Raw genomic sequence first — 17,648 nt, 5'->3', positions numbered from 1 at the left:
CGACCGAGAGATCAGTCTACCTTCTCGTCTCCACGAGTCACATCGGTATCCGGCCGGATGTCGATCCGCCAGCCGGTGAGCCGGGCGGCCAGCCGGGCGTTCTGCCCTTCTTTGCCGATCGCCAGTGACAGCTGGTAGTCGGGTACCACGACCCGCGCGGCGCGTGCGGCGGCGTCGACCACCTCTACGGAGGAAACCTGCGCGGGCGACAGCGCATTCCCGACGAACGTCGCCGGGTCGTCGCTGTGGTCGATGATGTCGATCTTCTCGCCATGCAGCTCGTGCATGATGTTGCGCACCCGCTGGCCCATCGGACCGATACAGGCGCCCTTGCCGTTCACCGACGGGTTCAGCGTCCGGACCGCGATCTTGGTCCGGTGCCCCGCCTCGCGGGCGATCGCGGTGATCTCGACGGTGCCGTCGGCGATCTCCGGGACCTCCAGCGCGAACAGCTTCTTCACCAGGTTCGGGTGCGTCCGGGACACGGTGATCTGCGGGCCCTTGAAACCCTTCCGGACGCCGACCACGTAGACCCGGAGCCGGGAGCCGTGCTCGTACTTCTCCCCCGGCACCTGTTCCGGCGCCGGCAGCACGGCCTCGATCTTGCCCAGGTCCACCATCACCGAGCGCGGGTCGCGGCCCTGCTGGACGATGCCCGAGACGATGTCGCCCTCCTTGCCGGAGAACTCGCCGTACCGGACCTCGTCCTCGGCGTCGCGGAGCCGCTGCAGGATCACCTGCTTGGCGGTGGTGGCGGCGATCCGGCCGAAGTCGGCCGGGGTGTCGTCGTACTCGCGGAGCAGGGTGCCGTCCGGTCCGAACTCGCGGGCGAAGACGGTCACGTGCCCGGTCTTGCGGTCCAGCTCGGCCCGGGCGTGCTGCTGGGCACCCTCGGTCCGGTGGTAGGCGACCAGCAGCGCCTGCTCGATCGCCTCGACCACCACCTCGAAGGCGATGTCCTTCTCCCGCTCCAGCGACCGCAGCACGGCCATGTCGATGTCCATCAGTTCTCCTCCACCGTGCCGTCAGCGGCAGGTTCGTCGTTGCCGGCAACCCGGTTGAACTCGATCTGGACCTTGGCCTTGGCCACGTCGGCGTACCCGACCGTGCGCGGCGCTCCGTCCACGTCCAGCTCGGCGGCGTCGTCCGAGGCCGTCTTGATCCGGCCGGTCAGCTTCTCGCCGTCGGCCAGCGTGACCGCGACCAGGCGGGTGCGGTTGCGGCGCCAGTGCCGGGGCAGGGTGAGCGGCCGGTCCACTCCGGGGCTGGAGACCTCCAGCGTGTAGGCGCCGCCGCCCATGATGTCCTCGACGTCCAGCGCCTTGGAAATGGCGCGGGTCACGTCGGCGACGTCGTCCAGGCTGATCCCGCCGTCGCGGTCCACCAGGACACGCAGCAACCGGCGCCGGCCGGCCGGCGTGACGTCGGCGGCCTCCAGGTCGCAGCCGAACTGCTCGACGATCGGCCGCAGGAAGTTCTCGAGGCTCGTGGGGTCCGTGTGGTCGGTCTTTCGGCTCACGGTAGACCTGCCTCTCTCTCCAGTTGTGCACCCGTTGTTGCACTCGGCGGTCCGGCCGAGGGCAGTAGCCCACCATATCCGGCCGACCGCGGCGATCCCGGGAGCGGGTGGGGCGGGATAGGGTTTCGGCCGTGCTCAACGCTCCACTCCTATTGTCGCGCCGTGTCGCGCTACAGTCCGCTGCCCTCGCCGCTGGGGTCGTATTGGTGGCCGGCTGCGACGACGCGCCCGCTCAGACCGCCGGTACGCCGGGGGCCAGTGCCGGGCCGGACGGGTCGGTGGAGTCGCCGACGCCGAGCACTGATCCGGCAGTGGTCGCCGCGTTGACGACGGCGGCGGCGCAAGTGGTGCAGATCGCCCAGCGGTACGGCAGCGTGAGCAAGACCTACCCGGCGCTGCGCACCCAGCTCACGACGGCGATGAAGTGCCGGGCCGCCCACCTCGCGAAGCTGACGGAGGTCGGTGGGTTCGAGACGCCGCAGCCGGTCAAGCCCCCGGCGCTGCCGAAGACCGCCGCGGCCGCCCTGGCCGAGCTGATGGGCCGCGAGCAGAAGCTCTCCGTGGCCCACGCCACCGCCGCCACCAAGCTGACCGGCGAGCCCGCGCGCCTGCTGGCCATGCTGGCCGCCAGCGAGAGCCAGCTCGCCGCCACCCTGGTGGTCAAGAAGAAGGCAGCCCAATGAGCGAGACGGACGCGCTCCAAGCGGCGATTTCCGGCGAACACGCTGCTTTGTACGGCGTTGGCGTGGCGGGCGGAAAACTCAGCGGTGCGCGATTCCGGACGGCTACGACGTTGTACGAACAGCACCGCAAACGCCGGGATCAACTGGCGGCGTACCTGGTCGAGGCCGGCCAGACTCCGGCGGCGGCCGAAGCGGCGTACGACCTGCCACAGGCCGTGACGAACGCGGCGACCGCGAGCGCGTTGATCCTCGGGATCGAGCGCCGGCTGGGAGCCGTCTATGGCGATCTGGTCGAGGCGGCCGAGCAGGACAAGGTGCGCGCTTTCGCCGTCCAGGCGCTGATCGCCACCGCGCGTGACCAGCTCAGCTGGGGCGGTACGCCGGCCAGCTGGCCGGGCCAGGTCTGACACCGCTGAGCGCTCAAGACCCGGATAGCTGTCTGGACCGGTTGCGATCCGTGGCCGGGCCAGGACCGTGCGCAGCCAAATCGCTGCACTAACGAATAATTTCCTGTGCGGTTACGGGGTTTCTGGATTTCATTGCGTATTCCCCTTTACTCCGAGCGTGACCTTCCCTATATTTCCGGTCACGGAGACTGGGGGGTCGCCGGACTTTCACCCGCCACAGCGGCATCGATCGCTGTGCGCTGGGCATTCGCCGCGGCGTCGCGGGTGATGATCCAAGGCTGAAGCAAAAGCGTCTGTTCCGTACCTTCATTTGTTTTGCCGAAACTTCTCGAGCCGCGCCCTGCGTCGGCTACGGAGGGTAGTGAAGCATGCGTACATTCGACTTAGACACCGGCGAAAGCCTTTATGTGAACGATCTCCGAGTGGTCCGCTGGGAGCAGTACGGCCTCGGCGCGAACCTGCCGTTCCAAGCCATGTGGTACTCCATCCCACCGGGTGACCAGAGCCCGGTCGACCAGCACCCGGAGCTGGAACTGTCGATCGTCGTCGCGGGCACCGCCCACGTGCTGATCGGCGACTCCGTCCAGGAGATCCGGCACGGCAACGCGTTCCTGCTGGACAGCAAGGAAGCCCATGTCGTCCAGAACCGCTCCGAGGACGAAGTACTGACCGTCTTCAGCGCCTACTGGTACCCCGAAGCTGCCGAGGCGGCGGCCGCGGCACTGGCCGCGGCCGAGAGGCAGGTAGCTACCGCGGCGGCCGGCCATGACTGATCCGGTCACGAACCCAGCCGCCGAAACCGTCACCGTTTTCACCTATCCGCAGCCGACGGCGAACGGTCCGCTGCACGTCGGGCACCTGTCCGGCCCGTATCTCGCAGCCGACGTCGCCGCCCGGGCTGCGCGAGCCCGGGGCGAACGCGTCGTCGTCACCACCGGCCTGGACGCCCACCAGAACTACGTGCTGACTCGGGCCGAACGCGAGGGTGTCGAGGTCGGCGTGATGATGTCCGACTTCCGCGCCGACATCCAGGACACCTACCAGCAAGCGCGGATCGGGTACGACCGGTTCAGCGATCCACTCGCCGATGACCATGCCCCGATCATCCGCGAGCTGATGAACCACCTGGTCGCCAGCGGCGTCGCCCCGATGCGCGAGGTCACCCTGCACGCCTGCGCGGATTGCCGCCGCACCCTGCACGAGTCCTACCTGACCGGGTTGTGCGGGACGTGCCATGCTCCGGCCGCCGGTGGTGCGTGCGAGCAATGCGGCAGCTTCACCCAGGTCGACACCATGGTCGATCCGGTCTGCGGTCGCTGCGGCGGCGAACCCCGTCCGTTCCAGGCCACCGTGCCTGTACTGCGGATGGAAGATCACCGCGACGCGATGACGGCCGCCTGGTTGCGGGCGCAGTTCCCACCCGCGGTCCGGGACCTGATCGGGCGCCAACTCGACGCCGACCTGCCCGAGATCGCACTTGCCTACCCGACCAACTGGGGTATCGAGGGCGACCACGCACTCGAGGGCCTGCGGATCGGTCCGTACACGGAGGTCGCGCTGACCGATCTCTACAACATCGCCAAGGCGGTCGATCCGGCGGCCTCGGACCTGCCCGGCTACCGGGCCGCGCTCGGCCGGGTCGGCAGTCTGTGGCACTTCCTCGGACTCGACAACGCGTATTGGTATGCAATCTACTGGCAGGCCGTCTGGGCCGCCGCCGGCGTGAATCCACTACCAATTTCCGGGCTGGTGGTCAACGAGTTCTACACCCTCGACGGAAGCAAGTTCTCGACCAGCCGGAATCACGCCGTCTGGGCGAACGAACTGCTCACGAAAGAGGATCCGTCAATCGTGCGTTTGTTCCTCGCCTGGGACCGGCCGGACCGTTATCAGAGCGACTTCACCTGGAATTCATTCCGGGCCTTCGCCGACCAGGTGGGGCCATTGCTGGCCGGTACCCACGAGGTCACCCAATCGCTCGACCCGGCTCTGGCCGAGCGTGAACTCGCCCGGGCGGAGGCGGCCCTGCGACCGGCCGGGTTCGACCCCGCCCTCGCCGTACGCGGTCTGCTCACCCTGCTCGCGGGTGGCGTCCGGGAAACCGGTCACCTGCAGGCGGCCCTGACCGGGGCGGGCGGCGAGTAGAGCCATGCGAGTCTGCGTGATCGGGGCCGGCATCGCCGGCACGCTGCTGGCCTGGCGACTGAGCGGCTATCCGGCCGTGTCGGTGGACCTGGTGACCGGGCTGCCCGGCACCGACGCCACCGCCGCCTCCGGTGGTGGGGTGCGTGGCTTCGAGAGCCACCCGGAGCAACGCCGGCTCGCGATCGAGAGCCTGGCGGAACTGTTCGAGACTCCTGCCCTACTGGATCAGGCCGGCTATACCGAGACCGGCTCGACCTATTTGATGGCGCCCTGGGCAGGGCTGGCGGACGCCGTTGCCGAGGTGGAGCACATGCACCCCGGCTCCACCGAGCTCGTCGATGGGAGCACGCTGCGCAGCCTCGGCTGGCACGGACTCCCCGACGGGACGGTCGGCGTCCTGGAGAAGCGGGCCGGGTTCATCCGGCCTGATCAGCTGCGGGCACTGGTGATGGACCAGCTTGCCTGTGGCCACAACAGCAGGGTCGTCACCGGCCCTGTGCTCGGGCTGGTCCCCCACCCCGACGGATCGGTCAGCTGCCGCCTCCCCGGCGACAGCACCCGGTACGACGTGGTCGTGGTGGCCGCCGGTCCGTGGACACCCGGACTGCTCGCCGGCAACTCGTTGCCTGCCGAGCCGTACCGGACCAAGGCGATCCAGGTCGCCGTGTACAAAGTGGCCGGCGCCCTGCCGACCATGTTCGTCGACGAGACCAGTGACCTGTACGGGCGCCCGACGGCAGACGGCGGTCTGCTGCTGGGAGTCGACAGCCACAGCTGGTCCGTCCCACCCGGCAGCAGCGAGCCGGTCGACGATCTGGCGGCCAGGGCCGTCCGGATCGCCGGCGAGCGACTGCCACACCTACGGCTGCTGGAGACCGCGCACACGGTCAACAACGCCGACTGTTATGCCGATCCGCCGGTACTGACCCTCTGGTCGGTGCTCGGCAGCACACATCGGCTCTTCACTTTCACCGGTGGGTCCGGCGGCAGCGTGAAAACCGCGCTGGCCGCGAGCCGGACGGCAGCGAGCGACCTGCTCGGGCCGCTCGTCACCGGTGGGGACACGCGCACCACCACTTCGCGGACGGAGAACAAGCGGATGACCATCATGGAACCCGGCATCGAACCCACCACGGAACGCACTACCAGCAGCCTGACCCGGTACCACACGATCGGGATCGGGGCGGGTCCGTCGAACCTGTCCCTGGCCGCCCTGTACAAGAACGTCACCACCGAGAAGCTCGCCCTGTTCGACTCCCGCCCGGGCAGCGGCTGGCACACGCCACTGCTGTACCCCGGGGTTCGGATGCAGACGGGCTGGATGAAGGACCTGGTGTCGCTGGTCGATCCGCGGCACGAGCTGACGTTCCTCAACTACCTGGTCACCTCCGGGCGGCTCTACGCGCTGATCAACTCCCAGTTCGACGCACTGCCACGGATCGAGTACGAGCGCTACCTGGCCTGGGCCACCGAACGGCTCGGCGTGGTCCGGTTCGATTCCCGGGTCGACTCGATCTCGATCACCGAGCACGGGTTCGAGATCTCCGTCGACGGCGAGCCGGCGGCCGTCTCGGAGCACCTGGTGCTCGGACTCGGCACCAGGCCGGTATGGCCGGAGTACCTGCGTGGTCTGCCGCCTACGAGTGCGTTCATCGCGGACGAGCTCGGCTCCCGGCTGCCGGGGATGGAGGCGTCCAAAGCGGACCCGATCGCCGTCATCGGCGGCGGCCAGACCGGCCTGGAGTGCGTACTGCGACTGCTCGGCACCGGGTTCACCGACATCCGCTGGCTCGGCCGGAACCAGTGGTTCCGCAGTATCGACGACTCCCCGATGGCGAACGACCTCTACCGGCCGTCGCACATCGAGTACCTGCAGGGCCTGAACCGCGGCAAGCGGCGCGAGATGATCGTCGACGCGCGCTACAGCGGTGACGCCATCACTCCCGGTGGACTCCGGGCGCTCTACCAGGGCAACTACGACGGCCTGTTCGAACTGGGCCGGTTCCCCGTCACCCTGCTGCCGGGTCGCGACGTCACGTCGTCAGAAGCGTTGCCGGACGGCCTGTTGCGGCTGCGCTGCACGACTACCCAGGCGCCGGAGGAGTACGACGTACGGCATGTCGTGGTGGCGACCGGGCGCGAGCACGTGCAGGCGCCGTTCGACGACGACCTGCGGGAGCGGATCGACTACGACGATGACGGCGACATGCTGGTCGAGCCCGACTACTCGGTTCGCTGGAAGGGGATGAACGGGCACCGGATCTACTCGTTCAACGCCAGCCGGTACAGCCACGGCCTGACCAACGCCGGGCTCACCCAGCTGCCGGTCCGGGCCGCGATGGTGCTGAACTCCATGTTCGACCGGGAGATCTACCCGATCAACGACGACCTCTGTGCGGTGCAGTGGTGAGCGCCGCTGCCATCGGAGAACCCGTCGCTCCTGATGTCGACGGGCTCTGGTTCCAACTCGTGGTCGACGACCCCGCCGCAGGCGCGCCGTACGGGCAGTACCACCGGCAGGACGACCTGGTCTGGGCCGAGTTCTACGCCGGCGGCACCCTGCGCAGCGGCCGGCTGGTCGGCTACCTGCAGCCGGACGGATCCATCCGGGCCGTCTACTGCCTGCTCACGGCGGCCGGCGACCTGGTCAGCGGCGAATGCCTGAGCGTCCCCGAGTTCGATGCCCGGGGCAACATCCGGATCGCCGACCACTTCCGCCGCAGCGACGGCACCACCGGGATCAGCTACATCCAGCAGATCCCCGACCCCAGGGAGGCCTAGATGAACGCCGTGATGAACGAGACAACCGAACGGCCGCACCTGCTGGTCGTGGCCACCGGGATGCGGCTGTTCCGGGAGTACATCCTGCGCTCGATCGCCCCGCAGTACCGGATCCACATGTTCCTGCACACGGAACCGACGTGGGAGAAGGACTACATCGAGGCGTGGACGGTACTGGAGACCACGCTCGACGCCGACGTACTGGTCGAGGCGGCGCGCAAGTTGCACGACGAGCAGCCGATCGACGGTGTGCTCTGCTGGGACGAGGCCCGCATCCTGCAGACGGCTCACGTGGCCCAGGCCCTCGGCCTGCCGGGCGGCGACGTCGCGATGGTGAACCGCTGCCGCGACAAACACCTCACCCGTACGGCGCTCGCCGAGCACGGGGTTCCGCAGCCGGAGTCCGTACTCGTGGACACCGTGGACGAGGCGCTCGTGACGGCCGACAAGCTCGGTTACCCGGTGATCCTCAAGCCGCGCGCGCTGGCCGCGAGCCTCGGGGTGGTGAAGGTGAACTCGGCCGAGGAGTTGAAGGACAACTGGGCTTTCGCCCACGACACGACCGTGCCCGAGGCGCCGCACTACGACGTCAAGGTGCTGGTCGAGGAGTTCGCCGACGGCTACGAGATCAGCATCGACTCGGCCGTCTACCAAGGCGAGGTGACACCGTTCTGCCTGGCCCGCAAGGAGATCGGCTACCCGCCGTACGCCGAGGAGGTCGGCCACTTCGTCGACGCGGCCGATCCGTTGCTGGCCGATGAACAACTGATCCGGGTGCTCGTGGAAGCGCACCAGGCGATCGCGTTCACCGACGGCGTCACGCACACCGAGATCATGATGACGGCCGACGGCCCGAAGCTGATCGAGATCAACGCCCGCATCGGCGGTGACATGATCCCGTACCTCGGCCTCAAGGCGACCGGCGCCGACCCCGGTCTCGCGGCCGCGGCGGTCGCGTGCGGGCGGAAGCCGGACGTCACGCCGGACCGCACGCTGGTCGGCGGAGTCCGGTTCTTCTACGTCGACGAGAACGACACGGTGCTGGAGTCGGTCGAGTTCGACCGGACCGGGCTACCGGAGACGATCGACCAACTGGTCCCGCTGATGACGGCCGGGCAGACCACCAGTCCCCCGCCGGCCGGCACGCTGTGGGGCCGGATCGCGTACGCGACCGTGGTCGCCGGCTCGGTCGACGAGTGCCGCGCCGGACTCGACGCCGCCGAGAAGGCGCTGCACTGGTCCGGTGCAGTGAAGCTGCCCGCCACGGACGAGAAGGAGCCGGAGGAGGCCGGGCAATGACCGCCACCACCGAAGAAGGCACCGGCATCTGGGCGACCATCAGGGAAGCCCCGCTACCGGTGAAGGCGCTGCTGGTCGGCGTCTTCGTGAACAAGCTCGGCTGGTTCCTGCAAGTCTTCCTGGTGCTCTTCCTGACCACCTCGAAGGGATTCACCGACGTCCAGGCGGGCACCGCGCTCGGCATCTACGGCGCCGGCTCGGTCGTCGGTCTGATCATCGGCGGTTCGCTGTCGGACAGGGTCGGACCGCGCGCCGCGGTGATGATCAGCATGTTCGGTATGGCGGCGTTCGTGCTCGCGATCGCTTACGTGCCGAGCTACGGGGCGGTCGTGGTCGTCGTCGCGCTGGCCGGTGCGGTCGGGCAGTTCTACCGGCCGGCCTCGGCGGCACTGCTGACCGAGCTGACACCGAAGAACCGCCAGGTGATGATCTTCGCGGTCTACCGGCTGGCGATGAACCTCGGCACCACCGCGGCCCCGTTGATCGGCGCCGCCCTGGTCGCCGTCTCGTGGAACCTGCTGTTCATCGGCGAAGCCCTGGCGGCACTCGCCTACGCGGCGGTCGCGATCGTGGCGCTGCCGCAGCGTCGTCCGGCCCCGGTTCAGGACGTCCAGACAGCGGTCACCGAGGAGCCGGCGACCGGCGGCGCCGGTTATGTCGCCGTACTGCGGGACTACAAGTACGTGCTGTTCCTGCTCTGCATGTTCATCAACGCGGCGATCTACATGCAGTACCTGGCCGTGCTGCCGCTGCACATGAAGTCGGATGGGTTGTCCACTTGGTGGTTCAGCGCCGTGGTCGCGCTGAACGGCTTCATCGTGATCACCTGCGAGTTGCTGGTGACCAAGGTGGTGCAGCACTGGCCGGCCCGGATGGTCGCGATGATCGGGTTCGTGCTGCTCGGCGGTGGGCTCGCGTTCTACGCACTGCCGGGCGGAGTGGCGATCTTCGTGATCGGCACCCTGCTGTGGACGCTGGCCGAGATCATCGGCGGCCCGACCATGTTCGCCTACCCGGGGATGGCCGCGCCGCCGCAACTGCTCGGTCGGTACGTCGGGTCGGCGCACGCCATGTTCGGTCTCGGCTCCGCGCTCGGGCCGTTCCTCGGGGTGTGGCTGTGGAACTCGGCCGGCACCCAGGTGTGGGTGTGGTGCGGCCTGGCCGGCGCGGTCGGGATCGTGCTCGCGTACTTCGGGATGTCGAGCGGCGCCCAGACGGAAGAACCAGCAGTGGACATCACCCCGGCCGCCGAGCCGTTGCCGAGCGAAAGCTCGTAGGAGGACGCAATGTCGAAATACACAATCATCGTGGACCCGTTGTCCACTGGGCAGGAATACCCTGCCGCCTTCACAGAAGCAGGACAGATTCCCGTCGCCGTACTGAGTGGGCTCGAGCCGCCGCCCGCGTTCACCGGGAGCTGGCACCCGGAGGTCTTCGAGCACATCCACTACTTCACCGGGGACGTTCATTCCTTGGCAGAAGAACTACGGCAGTACGACCCGGAGTACCTGATCCCGGGCGCCGAGAGCGGGACCGAGCTGTGTGATCAGCTGATCGAGATCCTCGTGCCCGGTACCGGCAACGTGCCCGAGCTCGCGGCGGCCCGGCGGGACAAGTGGCAGATGGCCGAGGCGTTGCGAGCTGCGGGTGTCCCCCGGCTACGGCAGCTCAAGACCGCCGATCCGGTCGAGGCCGAGAACTGGCTGAAGGAGAACGACCTGCTCGGCCGGCGGCTGGTGATCAAGCCGCCGAAGAGTGCCGCCGGTGACGAGGTGTACGTCGTCTTCGAGGACGGCGACTGGCGGGAGCGGTTCGACCGGGTGCTCGGCCGGACCAACAAGATGGGCCTGGTCAACGACGCGGTACTGATCCAGGAGTACGCCGAGGGTACGGAGTACCTGGTCGACAGCTACACGGTCGACGGAAAGCACTCGCTCGTCGACGTGTGCCGGTACACCAAGATCAGTCGTGGCGACAAGATCGGGATCTACCACCGGATCGACTTCCTCGCGGCCGACGACCCCGAAGTACTGGCGATCTGGCCGTACACCCAGCAGGTACTCGACGCGGTCGGGATCCGGATCGGCTGCGGACATGCCGAGGTGATGCTGACCGCGGCCGGCCCCCGGCTGATCGAGGTCGCGGCCCGGCCGGCCGGTGGTGGTCACCAGATGGTCAGCGAGCTGGCCACCGGCGACAACCACATCAAGCGGACCGTCGCGCACCGGGTCCGCGGTGAGGTGCGGGACAGCTTCGACCTGGTCCAGCACCTGCGCGGCATCTTCATCTCCGCCTACCGGGACGGCTACTTCCGCAGCCGCGAGGTCTTCGACGGGATCGAGGAACTGAAGTCGTTCCACTGGATGAAGATCCTGCACGAAGAGGACGCGATCGTCCCCGAGACGGTCGACCTGTTCACCTGCCTGGCCTGGGTGATCCTGATCCACAGCGATGCCCAGACCCTCGACGACGACTACCGGCGAGTCCTGGAGATGGAGGCGGCGATCGTCATCGACGAACCCTGATCCGGGCGGCGCTCAGCTCAGCTTTCCGATCCCCCAGATCATCCGCTGAACCGCCCGCACGACCCCTGCCCCGGGCACGGACGTTCCCCCAAACGCCCGTGCCCGGGTTCTTGTACTACGAGTGCGCGGCCTCGGGTCAGGCGCCCAGGACGTTCTGGATGCCGGCCACCGCGGCGCCGCGGGCCCAGTCGGTGAAGGTCAGCGGGGTGGTGACGATGTCGAGCGTGCACCGCTGCGTCTCCAGCGGCCCCGGCCGGAGTCGATCCGCGATCACTTCGCGCAGGGCCGCGGAATCGGCGAACGCGGCGACGTCCTCGCCGGCCAGCACGATGCAGGTCGTCTGGAGCGCCCCGGCGAACGAGGCGACGACGTGTCCGAGTGCTCGCGCGGCGCCGTCCAGCCAGCGGGTGGCCACCTCGTCCCCGACGGCACGGGCCCGGACGAGGTCGTCCAGGGTGACCGGACGGTTGACGGCGGCCGAGGCGTTGCGTTCGAGGTCCTCCCGGTTGAGGTAGGCGGCCGCGCACCCGCTGTGGCCGATGCCGCAGCGAGGCCCGCTGCTGTCGATGGGAGCGTGGGCCAGCAGGTGGCCGTTGTCGATCAGCTCCTCGATGGCGACGCCCTCGCGGACGACGCCCACGCCGAACCCAGCGCCGACGGTGATGACGCCGAAGGTCGAGTGGGTGCGGCCGGCACCGAACCACAGTTGCTCGCGAGCCAGGGCGGTGACGTCGTTGGTGACGATGACCGGGAGACCGGTGCGGTCTTTCAACTGGCCGGCGAGGTCGACCTCACGCCAGCCGAGGAATGTCCCCTCCCGCACGACTGAGCGGTCGGCGACTACGCCTCCGACAGCCACGCCGATGCCGTCCAGGCTGGGCACCTTCCGGGCGAGCCGGTTCGCCAGTTGCGTGACGACCTTCACCGTCGCACCGACCGGAACCACGCCGTCTTCGCCGGGCTCCGGCAGTGCTGCCTTGGTGGTCGCCTTGACGTCACCGAACATGTCGCAGACGACGCCGAAGGCGGTGTCCGCGGTGAGCTTGACGCCGACGACGTGGCGGGCGCTGGGCACGGCCGCCAGGATCTGGCGCGGCCGGCCGATCGCGGCCGCCGACTCGAGGTCCTCGGACGCGATGCCGCCGCCGATGAGGGCCCGCGCCAGCCGCGACATCGACGCGTAGGACAGGTTGAGCCGGTCGCCGAGGTCTCCTCGGGTCGCCGGGCCGTGGATCAGCAGCTGGCGGGTCACGGCGAGTTCCCCCGCAGTCAGCCCCCGCTCGCTCACCGGTCGTTCAGACGTACCGCTCACTGCCATCCACCCAGTTTACAAAGTGAGCCTTGTCACACCCTCCAGCATGGCTTATTTTCAATCTGACTGTAAATACCCCCGCCTTCGAGCAGCCCCTGCGAGCACTTCGCCGGGAGGAGAGATGATGGCCACGACGACCTCGATCGAACCGGTGAAGGCCGGTCCCGCCCGCAAGGGCCCGCGCGATGACACGCGCCTGGCGCTGCTGTTCATCCTCCCCGCTCTGATCGGCTTCGGAGTCTTCCTGGTCTGGCCGACCCTGCGCGGGATCTACCTCAGCTTCACCAAGTTCAACCTGCTCACGCCGCCGGAGTTCAACGGCCTGGACAACTACATCCGGATGGTGCAGGACCCGGTGTTCTGGAACGCGATGAAGGTGACGCTCTACTACGTCCTGCTGAACATCGGCTTCCAGACGGTCCTCGCCCTGGTCATCGCGGTGATGATGCAGCGCCTGACCCAGCGGACCTGGCTGCGCGGCATCGTCCTCACGCCGTTCCTCGTCTCGAACGTGGTGGCCGCGATGGTCTTCTTGTGGATCCTCGACTACCAACTGGGCATCGGCAACACGATCCTCGCCTCCGTCGGCCTCGACCGGATCCCGTTCCTGTCGGACAGCGCCTGGGTCATCCCGACGATCGCCTTCATCAACGTCTGGCGGCACGTGGGCTACACCGCGTTGCTGATCTTCGCCGGCCTGCAGACGATCCCCGACAGCGTCTACGAGGCGGGCCGCATCGACGGCGCGAGCGAGGTGCGGATGTTCCGCAGCATCACGGTCCCGCTACTGCGACCGATCCTCTCGCTGGTCCTCATCATCACGGTGGTCGGCTCGTTCCAGGTCTTCGACACCGTGGCCATCGCGACCAAGGGCGGACCGGTCGATTCCTCCCGGGTGCTGCAGTACTACATCTACGACGTCGCGTTCGGGCGCTTCCAGTTCGGCTACGCGTCGGCCATGTCCGTGGCTCTGCTCGCCGTGCTGGTGATCATCACGTTCATCCAGTACCGGCTCACCCGCGCCGAGTCCTCCGACCTGGCCTGAGGAGGGACCCAATGACCACCGATACCACCCCACCGGTCGCGACGGCACTGCCGACCCTCATACGGCGCGAACCCGCTCCGCCCGAGCCACACCGGCTGAACTTCGGCCGGGTCCTCGCCTGGACCTTCATGATCCTCGTGATCCTCGTCAGCCTGTTCCCGTTCTACTGGATGTTGCGCACCGCCCTGTCCAGCAACAACGCCCTCTACGCCGGCTCCGACAACCTGCTGCCGGTGCAGACGTCGGGCGGTGGATTCGAGCGTGTCTTCGGCCTGCAGACGGGGCAGGAGGCGATCGACGCCGGCGGCGCCGGGCAGGCGATCAACTTCTGGCGTTACCTGTTCAACTCCGTCGTCGTCTCCACGCTCATCACCGTCGGGCAGGTGTTCTTCTCCGCGATGGCGGCGTACGCCTTCGCGCGGCTGCAGTGGCGGCACCGTGAGAAGGTCTTCGCCTTCTTCCTGGCCGGCCTGATGATCCCGGCGATCTTCACACTGCTGCCGAACTTCGTGCTGATCAAGCAGCTGGGCCTGGTGGACACGCTGCTCGGGATCGCCCTGCCGACCATGTTCATGACGCCGTTCGCGGTGTTCTTCCTGCGCCAGTTCTTCCTCGGCATCTCCCGCGAGGTGGAGGAGGCGGCGCTGATGGACGGCGCGTCCAAGGTCAGGGTGTTCTTCCGGCTCATCCTGCCGATGTCGGTGGCCCCGATCACGACGCTGGCGATCCTTACCTACATCGCAGCGTGGAACGAGTACTTCTGGGCGCTGATGGTCAGCTACACCGACAAGTCGCGCGTCCTCACCGTCGCGCTCGGGGTGTTCAAGTCACAGACCCCGCAGACCGGCCCGGACTGGTCCGGCCTGATGGCGGCCACGCTGGTCGCCGCGCTCCCGATGCTGCTGCTGTTCATGCTGTTTGCGAAGCGCATCGTCAACTCCATCGGCTTCAGCGGGATCAAGTGAGGCGGCCATGATCACCTTCCGGCAGCGAATCCGCACCGCGGCGGTCGCCGTACTCACCTTCAGCGCGCTGACCGCGTGCGGCGGTAGCAGCGGCAGCGGCAACGACGCCATCGAATACTGGCTGTGGGACTCTGCGCAGCAGCCGGGTTACCAGAAGTGCGCCGACGCCTTCGAGAAGGCCAACCCCGGCCTGCGCATCCACATCTCGCAGTACGGCTGGGACGCCTACTGGTCCAAGCTCACCGCCGGCTTCATCGCCGACACCGCACCGGACGTCTTCACCGACCACCTGTCGAAGTTCGCCCAGTACGTCGACCTGAAGGTGCTCCGCCCGCTCGACGACCTCGGCCCGACCAGCGACATCCAGGATGGCGACTACCAGGAGGGCCTGGCAGAGCTGTGGAAGGGCCAGGACGGCAAGCGGTACGGCGCGCCGAAGGACTGGGACACGATCGCCATGTTCTACGACGGCGCGGCCCTCAAGGCGGCCGGCGTGGATCCCGCCGAGCTGCAGAGCCTCACCTGGAACCCGCAGGACGGCGGGACGTTCGAGAAGCTCGTCGCACACCTCACCATCGACGCCAAGGGTGTTCGTGGCGACGAGCCGGGCTTCGACAAGAGCAACGTCAAGACGCATGGGCTGGCCTCGGAGGGCTCGGGCGGTGGTGGTTGGGGTCAGACCCAGTGGTCGGCGTTCACCGGCAGCGCGGGCTGGCAGGCCACCGACAAGAACCCCTGGGGCACCCGGTTCAACCTGGACCAGCCCGAACTGCAGGACACCCTGAGCTGGTACTTCGGGCTCGTGCAGAAGGGCTACATGGCCAGCTACGAGGAGATCGGCGGCGCGAACGCGATCGGCACGGACAAGCAGATCCAGTCCGGGACCGCGGCGATGGGACTGAGCGGCTCGTGGATGATCTCGACCTTCAGCAAGCTCACCGACGCGGGCGGCAAGAAGCTGGACATCGGGATCGCGCCCACCCCGATCGGACCCACCGGCAAACGGGCGTCGATGTTCAACGGCCTCGCCGACTCGGTCACCACCTTGTCCAAGCAGCCCGAGAACTCGGCGAAATGGGTGAAGTTCCTCTCTGATGAGGAGTGCCAGAACATCATCGGCCAGTCCGGGGTCGTCTTCCCGGCCCGGCCCGCCGGTACGGAGCTGGCCATCGCCTTCAACAAGAACGAGCGCAAGCTCGACGTCACCCCGTTCACCCAGCAGGTCGAGGAGAAGACGACGTTCCTCTTCCCCGTGACGACGAACGCCGCCGACATCGCGGCGCTGATGGCTCCCCGCTTCGATGCCGTCTACATCGGCAGCTCGCCGATCACTTCCCTGACGAAGCTGAACGGACAGCTCAACGACCTGTTCAAGGTCGCCCAGTAGGGGCCGGGCCGGGTGGACCGCGAGGGTCCACCCGGCCCGGCGACAGCTCAGCGGCGGCGGCGCCAGGGGCCGGTGATCGCGTAGGTGATGCCGGGGTTGTAGATGTTGAAGAACATCGTCCTGCCGTCGGCAGAGAAGCCGACGCCGGCCAGCTCGCCGTACTCCGGGGCCTCGGGCGTGCCGTTGTTCACCCGGTTCTTGGCGAACTTGAAGACCTGGCCGTCCTCGGTGGTGCCGAGCATGTGCTGGTCGCCGAGTCCGTCCTCGCACATCATCAGCCCGCCGTACGGCGACATGGTGATGTTGTCGGGCGCGTCGTACTCCGGGTTGTCGGAGCCCGGGGCCGGCCTGGTGAAGATCACCTCGAGGCGCAACGTCGCCTGCCGCGGGTCGTACTTCCAGACCTGGCCGTCGTGGTCCTGGGCCGGGCCGAGCTCGGTCCGGGCGAACGAGGAGACGAAGTAGGCGCAGCGGTCGCGCGCACCCCACCAGGCGCCCTCGATCTTGTAGCCGCCGGTGATCTGCTTGCCGTAGTCCTGCGCCCGGACCGACTCGGTGGTGGCCAGCGGATCCGGCACCTTCACCCACTCGACGCCACCGAAGGTCGGGCCGGCCTCCTGGACCACGGACAGGTCGGGCAGGCCGGGCACACGGATCGCCTGCAGCTCGCCGCCGGCGCGCAGGCTGCCCCAGCCACCCCGCGGGCGGTTCGGCAGGAAGCGGTAGAAGCTGCCCAGCGGCGCCACGAACGCGTCCTCGGTCTCGTAGACGATGCCGGTGTGCGGATCGATCGCGACCGCCTCGTGCTGGAACCGGCCCATCGCCGTCAGTGGGGTCGGGTCCACGTTGCGCCGGTTGTCGTACGGGTCGACCTCGAAGATGAAGCCGTGGTCCTTGGTGTAGCCGCTCTGGCCGGCCTTGAGCTCGGTCTCCTCGCAGGTGAGCCAGGTGCGCCACGGGGAAGGACCGCCCGAGCAGTTGATCGCCGAACCGCCGAGGCTGACGAACTCACTCGTGGTGTGGTTGTGCCGGTCCACCACCAGGGTGCTGGTGCCGCCGGCGGCAGCCGGGTCGTACGTCCGGTCGGCCGGCGCCTTGACCGGGATCGTCGCGGTCGGGCTGCACTCGTGGTTGCGTACCAGGCGGCTGCCGCCGTCGCGGTCGGCGAACGCGCCCATCCCGTCGAACCGGGACGGCACCTGCAGGCCGTCCGACCGGACCGTGCCCTCACGCGACAGGATCTTGTACTTGAACCCGCGGGGCAGATCGAGCATGCCGTCCGGATCCGGGATCAGCGGGCCGTACCCGATCTTCGGCCCCGACGTACCGAGGGCCGGCTGGGAGGCGAACAAGGCCTCCACCGACCCCGCTACACTCACGGCAACACCCGCCGCGGCCGCACGAGCGACGAACTGACGCCTGGACAGGGGATTCGACTGCGGTTCCACGGACACGGGATGCCTCCTTGGCGGATAAGATCTGCCGGTCACCAGTGAACGTATGGTGAACGGCAAGCAGCGACAAGGTGAACCGCGCGTCGCGGCACGCGCGGGACCCGAAGGCCCGCACGTGCCGCGAAA

Annotated in this window: 16 protein-coding genes; 12 read left to right on the top strand and 4 right to left on the bottom strand. The window is 68.2% G+C overall.

The window, feature by feature from the left end:
* Positions 1–11 precede the first annotated feature (11 nt).
* Positions 12–1,004, bottom strand: a complete 993-nt coding sequence (nusA, locus tag EV643_RS12415) for a transcription termination factor NusA (protein ID WP_133800180.1) — start codon at positions 1,002–1,004, stop codon at positions 12–14.
* The gene (gene rimP / locus EV643_RS12410) at positions 1,004–1,519 is read right to left on the bottom strand and encodes a ribosome maturation factor RimP (protein ID WP_133800179.1); all 516 of its coding nucleotides are present in this window, start codon (positions 1,517–1,519) and stop codon (positions 1,004–1,006) included. Before rimP ends, nusA begins: the two co-directional genes overlap by 1 nt.
* Positions 1,520–1,650: 131 nt before the next feature.
* Here rimP and EV643_RS12405 point away from each other — a divergent pair, with 131 nt between their 5' ends.
* The 9 genes from EV643_RS12405 to EV643_RS12365 all read left to right on the top strand — a co-directional run bounded on the left by EV643_RS12405 (position 1,651) and on the right by EV643_RS12365 (position 11,359).
* Positions 1,651–2,202: a cell division protein FtsK gene (locus tag EV643_RS12405; protein WP_133800178.1), complete on the top strand. Its 552-nt coding sequence runs from the start codon at positions 1,651–1,653 to the stop codon at positions 2,200–2,202.
* The gene (locus tag EV643_RS12400; RefSeq protein WP_133800177.1) at positions 2,199–2,609 is read left to right on the top strand and encodes a ferritin-like domain-containing protein; all 411 of its coding nucleotides are present in this window, start codon (positions 2,199–2,201) and stop codon (positions 2,607–2,609) included. Before EV643_RS12405 ends, EV643_RS12400 begins: the two co-directional genes overlap by 4 nt.
* Before the next feature lie 368 nt (positions 2,610–2,977).
* Positions 2,978–3,382 (top strand): cupin domain-containing protein, encoded by a 405-nt coding sequence (locus EV643_RS12395; protein ID WP_133800176.1) that lies wholly within the window; start codon positions 2,978–2,980, stop codon positions 3,380–3,382.
* Entirely contained in the window at positions 3,375–4,754 is a 1,380-nt protein-coding gene (locus EV643_RS12390; protein ID WP_133800175.1) for a class I tRNA ligase family protein, read from the top strand. Before EV643_RS12395 ends, EV643_RS12390 begins: the two co-directional genes overlap by 8 nt.
* Positions 4,755–4,758: 4 nt before the next feature.
* Positions 4,759–7,164, top strand: a complete 2,406-nt coding sequence (locus tag EV643_RS12385; protein WP_133800174.1) for an FAD-dependent oxidoreductase — start codon at positions 4,759–4,761, stop codon at positions 7,162–7,164.
* On the top strand, positions 7,161–7,535 hold the full coding sequence (locus tag EV643_RS12380) for an avidin-fold protein (RefSeq protein WP_133800173.1): 375 nt from the start codon (positions 7,161–7,163) through the stop codon (positions 7,533–7,535). Before EV643_RS12385 ends, EV643_RS12380 begins: the two co-directional genes overlap by 4 nt.
* On the top strand, positions 7,536–8,834 hold the full coding sequence (locus EV643_RS12375; protein WP_238165534.1) for an ATP-grasp domain-containing protein: 1,299 nt from the start codon (positions 7,536–7,538) through the stop codon (positions 8,832–8,834).
* Positions 8,831–10,111, top strand: a complete 1,281-nt coding sequence (locus tag EV643_RS12370) for an MFS transporter (RefSeq protein ID WP_133800172.1) — start codon at positions 8,831–8,833, stop codon at positions 10,109–10,111. Before EV643_RS12375 ends, EV643_RS12370 begins: the two co-directional genes overlap by 4 nt.
* Before the next feature lie 9 nt (positions 10,112–10,120).
* Positions 10,121–11,359 (top strand): ATP-grasp domain-containing protein, encoded by a 1,239-nt coding sequence (locus EV643_RS12365; RefSeq protein ID WP_133800171.1) that lies wholly within the window; start codon positions 10,121–10,123, stop codon positions 11,357–11,359.
* 136 nt (positions 11,360–11,495) lie between these two features.
* On the opposite strand, the gene EV643_RS12360 is transcribed toward EV643_RS12365, so the two are convergent.
* Complete coding sequence (locus tag EV643_RS12360) at positions 11,496–12,677, bottom strand: ROK family transcriptional regulator (protein ID WP_133800170.1); 1,182 nt, start codon at positions 12,675–12,677, stop codon at positions 11,496–11,498.
* Between the two features lie 118 nt (positions 12,678–12,795).
* Here EV643_RS12360 and EV643_RS12355 point away from each other — a divergent pair, with 118 nt between their 5' ends.
* From EV643_RS12355 to EV643_RS12345, 3 genes are read left to right on the top strand one after another with little or no spacing between them, the layout of a single operon-like run.
* The gene (locus EV643_RS12355) at positions 12,796–13,716 is read left to right on the top strand and encodes a carbohydrate ABC transporter permease (protein ID WP_133800169.1); all 921 of its coding nucleotides are present in this window, start codon (positions 12,796–12,798) and stop codon (positions 13,714–13,716) included.
* A gap of 11 nt (positions 13,717–13,727) precedes the next feature.
* Positions 13,728–14,681 carry a carbohydrate ABC transporter permease gene (locus tag EV643_RS12350; RefSeq protein WP_133800168.1) on the top strand — a complete coding sequence of 318 codons (954 nt, stop codon included), beginning with the start codon at positions 13,728–13,730 and terminating at the stop codon, positions 14,679–14,681.
* Between the two features lie 7 nt (positions 14,682–14,688).
* Positions 14,689–16,068, top strand: coding sequence for an ABC transporter substrate-binding protein (locus tag EV643_RS12345; RefSeq protein WP_133800167.1), 1,380 nt, complete (start codon positions 14,689–14,691; stop codon positions 16,066–16,068).
* Between the two features lie 47 nt (positions 16,069–16,115).
* Here the strand turns inward: EV643_RS12345 and EV643_RS12340 are convergent, their stop codons facing one another.
* On the bottom strand, positions 16,116–17,447 hold the full coding sequence (locus EV643_RS12340; RefSeq protein WP_238165533.1) for an alkaline phosphatase PhoX: 1,332 nt from the start codon (positions 17,445–17,447) through the stop codon (positions 16,116–16,118).
* Between the last annotated feature and the right edge of the window lie 201 nt (positions 17,448–17,648).

The sequence above is a fragment of the Kribbella caucasensis genome (assembly GCF_004361855.1).
GTDB classification, from domain to species: domain Bacteria; phylum Actinomycetota; class Actinomycetes; order Propionibacteriales; family Kribbellaceae; genus Kribbella; species Kribbella caucasensis.
The sequence above is the reverse complement of the archived record's forward strand: the minus strand, read 5'-3'. Positions and strand labels throughout refer to the sequence as shown.

Coding starts and splice junctions, on each gene's coding strand:
- nusA (WP_133800180.1), bottom strand. CDS start 1,004: ATGGACATCGACATGGCCGTGCTGCGGTCGCTGGAGCGGGAGAAGGAC.
- EV643_RS12400 (WP_133800177.1), top strand. CDS start 2,199: ATGAGCGAGACGGACGCGCTCCAAGCGGCGATTTCCGGCGAACACGCT.
- EV643_RS12395 (WP_133800176.1), top strand. CDS start 2,978: ATGCGTACATTCGACTTAGACACCGGCGAAAGCCTTTATGTGAACGAT.
- EV643_RS12390 (WP_133800175.1), top strand. CDS start 3,375: ATGACTGATCCGGTCACGAACCCAGCCGCCGAAACCGTCACCGTTTTC.
- EV643_RS12385 (WP_133800174.1), top strand. CDS start 4,759: ATGCGAGTCTGCGTGATCGGGGCCGGCATCGCCGGCACGCTGCTGGCC.
- EV643_RS12375 (WP_238165534.1), top strand. CDS start 7,536: ATGAACGCCGTGATGAACGAGACAACCGAACGGCCGCACCTGCTGGTC.
- EV643_RS12370 (WP_133800172.1), top strand. CDS start 8,831: ATGACCGCCACCACCGAAGAAGGCACCGGCATCTGGGCGACCATCAGG.
- EV643_RS12365 (WP_133800171.1), top strand. CDS start 10,121: ATGTCGAAATACACAATCATCGTGGACCCGTTGTCCACTGGGCAGGAA.
- EV643_RS12360 (WP_133800170.1), bottom strand. CDS start 12,677: ATGGCAGTGAGCGGTACGTCTGAACGACCGGTGAGCGAGCGGGGGCTG.
- EV643_RS12355 (WP_133800169.1), top strand. CDS start 12,796: ATGGCCACGACGACCTCGATCGAACCGGTGAAGGCCGGTCCCGCCCGC.
- EV643_RS12350 (WP_133800168.1), top strand. CDS start 13,728: ATGACCACCGATACCACCCCACCGGTCGCGACGGCACTGCCGACCCTC.
- EV643_RS12345 (WP_133800167.1), top strand. CDS start 14,689: ATGATCACCTTCCGGCAGCGAATCCGCACCGCGGCGGTCGCCGTACTC.